General features: G+C 34.4%; 8 protein-coding genes. All 8 read left to right on the top strand.

Annotation, left to right across the window (positions count from 1 at the left end; genetic code table 11):
• The coding region (locus tag WBQ70_RS05455) for an uL14 family ribosomal protein (protein ID WP_282459081.1) at positions 1–121 on the top strand (121 nt) is incomplete at its 5' end.
• Between the two features lie 11 nt (positions 122–132).
• Complete coding sequence (gene rplX, locus WBQ70_RS05450) at positions 133–447, top strand: 50S ribosomal protein L24 (RefSeq protein WP_187017209.1); 315 nt, start codon at positions 133–135, stop codon at positions 445–447.
• A 2-nt stretch (positions 448–449) separates the two neighbouring features.
• Positions 450–1001, top strand: a complete 552-nt coding sequence (gene rplE, locus WBQ70_RS05445) for a 50S ribosomal protein L5 (protein WP_026707008.1) — start codon at positions 450–452, stop codon at positions 999–1001.
• A 3-nt stretch (positions 1002–1004) separates the two neighbouring features.
• Complete coding sequence (gene rpsN / locus WBQ70_RS05440) at positions 1005–1274, top strand: 30S ribosomal protein S14 (protein WP_026707007.1); 270 nt, start codon at positions 1005–1007, stop codon at positions 1272–1274.
• A 71-nt stretch (positions 1275–1345) separates the two neighbouring features.
• Entirely contained in the window at positions 1346–1744 is a 399-nt protein-coding gene (rpsH, locus tag WBQ70_RS05435) for a 30S ribosomal protein S8 (RefSeq protein WP_264617545.1), read from the top strand.
• A gap of 18 nt (positions 1745–1762) precedes the next feature.
• Positions 1763–2305, top strand: a complete 543-nt coding sequence (gene rplF, locus WBQ70_RS05430; RefSeq protein WP_423911493.1) for a 50S ribosomal protein L6 — start codon at positions 1763–1765, stop codon at positions 2303–2305.
• Positions 2306–2316: 11 nt separating this feature from the next.
• Positions 2317–2667 carry a 50S ribosomal protein L18 gene (gene rplR, locus WBQ70_RS05425; protein ID WP_423911491.1) on the top strand — a complete coding sequence of 117 codons (351 nt, stop codon included), beginning with the start codon at positions 2317–2319 and terminating at the stop codon, positions 2665–2667.
• Between the two features lie 6 nt (positions 2668–2673).
• A complete protein-coding gene (rpsE, locus tag WBQ70_RS05420; protein WP_423911489.1) occupies positions 2674–3198 on the top strand; it encodes a 30S ribosomal protein S5 in 525 nt (174 codons plus the stop codon).
• Positions 3199–3269: the final 71 nt, after the last annotated feature.

Genomic DNA, 3269 nt, shown 5'->3' with positions numbered 1-3269 from the left:
ATGTGTTCTTTTGAACGCTGCAGGGGAAATGAGAGGAACTCGTGTTTTTGGACCGGTAGCAAGAGAACTTCGTGAAAAACAATTCATGAAAATTGTATCATTAGCACCAGAAGTGCTTTAATTCGTTTTAAGATGATAAAGCTAAAAATAAAAACAGGTGACATCGTAAGAGTAATTGCTGGAGATCACAAAGGTGAAGAAGGTAAAGTATTGCGTGTTGACCGTGAGAAAAACAAAGCTATTGTTGAAGGTGTAAACATGGTTTCAAAACATACGAAACCAAGTGCAAAAAGCCCTCAAGGTGGTATTGTAAAAAAAGAAGCTTCTATTCAAATTTCTAATATCTCTCTAATTGATCCTAAAACTAAGGAAGCAACTAGGACTGGAGTTAGAGTTGAAGGAGATAAGAAAGTAAGATTTTCAAAAAAATCTAATCAAGTACTATAGTAATGGCATATACACCTAGACTAAAAGAAGAATATAAGAGTAGAGTTATCTCTGCTCTTACAGAAGAGTACGGATATGTAAACGTAATGCAGGTTCCTAAATTGGAGAAAATCGTTTTAAGCCGTGGAGTTGGAGCAGCAGTTTCTGATAAAAAATTGATTGACTATGCAGTTGATGAATTGACAAAGATAACTGGACAAAAAGCAGTTTCTACAATCTCTAAGAAAGATGTTGCATCTTTTAAATTGAGAAAAGGAATGCCAATTGGAGCAAAAGTTACTTTACGTGGGGAAAGAATGTATGAGTTTTTAGATAGACTTATTACTTCGGCTTTACCACGTGTTAGAGATTTTAGTGGTATTAAAGCTACAGGTTTCGACGGAAGAGGAAACTACAACCTTGGAGTGTTAGAGCAAATCATTTTCCCTGAAATTGATATTGATAAAGTAAACAAAATATCTGGTATGGATATTACGTTTGTTACTACTGCTCAAACAGATAAGGAAGCAAAATCATTATTGACTGAATTAGGATTACCTTTTAAAAAGAACTAAGACATGGCAAAAGAATCAATGAAAGCCCGTGAGGTTAAGAGAGAAAAAACGGTAGCAAAGTATGCTGAGAAAAGAAAAGCTTTGTTAGAAGCTGGAGATTTCGTAGGTTTGCAAAAATTACCGAAAAACGCTTCGCCAGTTCGTTTGCATAATAGATGTAAATTAACAGGTAGACCAAGAGGGTATATGCGTCAATTCGGTATTTCACGTGTAACATTTCGTGAAATGGCTAATAATGGATTGATTCCAGGTGTTAAAAAAGCATCTTGGTAAAAAATTGAGTTTTAATTGGTTAAAGGTTCGACAGAAAGTCTGAAGAAAACCATAACCGCAAATATATACATATGTATACAGATCCTATTGCAGATTATTTGACTAGAGTTCGTAACGCTGTGGCTGCAAACCACAAAGTTGTCGAAATTCCTGCATCTAATCTTAAAAAAGAAATAACTAAGATCTTATTTGATCAAGGTTATATCTTAAGTTACAAATTTGAGGATAACTCTGTTCAGGGTTCAATCAAAATTGCTTTAAAGTATGATAAAGATACTAAAGAGCCAGTAATTAAAGATATCCAAAGAATTAGTAAACCGGGTTTACGTAAATATTCAAGTTCAGCTTCTATTCCAAGAATCCTTAACGGATTAGGGATTGCTATCGTTTCTACTTCAAAAGGTTTGATGACAGGAAAGAAAGCCAAACAACTTAATGTTGGTGGAGAAGTAATTTGTTACGTATACTAATATAAAGACTATAGAAAGATGTCAAGAATAGGTAAAAGTCCAGTAACAATACCAGCTGGAGTAACTGTTACAGTTGCTGATGGTATTATTACGGTAAAAGGAAAAAACGGTCAACTTACACAGGAGTTTTCGGATGTAACTGTAAAAGTTGAAGGTGATCAAGTTCAAGTTGAAAGATCATCTGATCATAAAGACCAAAGAGCAAAACACGGATTGTATAGATCTTTAATCAATAATATGATTGTTGGTGTAACAGATGGTTTTACAAAATCTTTAGAATTGGTGGGAGTTGGTTATAGAGCTTCTAATCAAGGACAAAAATTAGATTTAGCTCTTGGGTTTTCTCACAATATAGTTTTAGAAGTAGCGCCAGAAGTTACTGTTGAAACCATTTCTGAAAAAGGAAAAAACCCAATTGTGAAGTTAACATCATTAGATAAACAACTTTTAGGTCAAGTTGCGGCAAAAATCAGAGGCTTCCGTAAGCCAGAGCCGTACAAAGGAAAAGGTGTTAAATTTGTAGGTGAAGTATTAAGAAGAAAAGCAGGTAAATCAGCTTAAAAAATAAGATTATGTCGTTAACAAAACCTGAAAGAAGACAGAGAATTAGATTCAGAATTAGAAAGACTATTAGCGGTTCTGCTGCTAAGCCTAGACTATCTGTTTTTAGAAGTAACAATGAAATTTATGCTCAACTTATTGATGACGTAAATGGAGTTACTGTATTAGCTGCTTCATCAAGAGAAAAAGAAATAGAAAAAGGTACGAACGTTGCTGTAGCAAACGCAGTTGGAAAACTAGTTGCTGAAAAAGCGTTAAAAGCTGGGATAGAAAATGTTACTTTCGATAGAGGTGGATATTTATATCATGGTCGTATTAAATCATTAGCTGAAGGCGCGAGAGCTGCTGGGCTTAAATTCTAATATAGTATGTCTAATAAGTACAAAAGTATAGAGTTAGTTAAACCAGGTGGTCTTGAATTAAAAGATCGTTTGGTAAGTGTAAATCGTGTTACTAAGGTTACAAAAGGTGGTAGAGCATTTGGTTTTTCTGCTATTGTAGTTGTAGGTGATGAAAACGGTGTTGTAGGGCATGGATTAGGGAAATCTAAAGATGTTTCTGAAGCAATTGCGAAAGCAGTAGAAGATGCGAAGAAAAATTTAGTAAAAATTCCTTTGAATGGTCAGTCAGTACCTCACGAACAAAAAGGTAAATTTGGTGGTGCACGTGTATTCTTAATTCCTGCCTCTCATGGTACAGGAGTTATTGCTGGTGGAGCTGTTCGTTCAGTTTTAGAGTCAGTAGGAATTCATGATGTATTATCTAAATCTCAAGGATCATCAAATCCTCACAACGTAGTAAAAGCAACTTTTGATGCTTTATTACAAATGAGAAGCGCTCACACTGTTGCAAAACAAAGAGGAGTTTCTTTAGAAAAAGTTTTTAAAGGTTAATTCAAGGAAATTATGGCTAAATTATTAGTAAAACAAGTTAGAAGTAAAATCAACTGTCCTCTTACTCAAAA

The sequence above is a fragment of the Flavobacterium sp. genome (genome assembly GCF_049590715.1).
Lineage (GTDB): Bacteria > Bacteroidota > Bacteroidia > Flavobacteriales > Flavobacteriaceae > Flavobacterium.
This window is presented reverse-complemented; position numbering and strand designations above follow the sequence as displayed.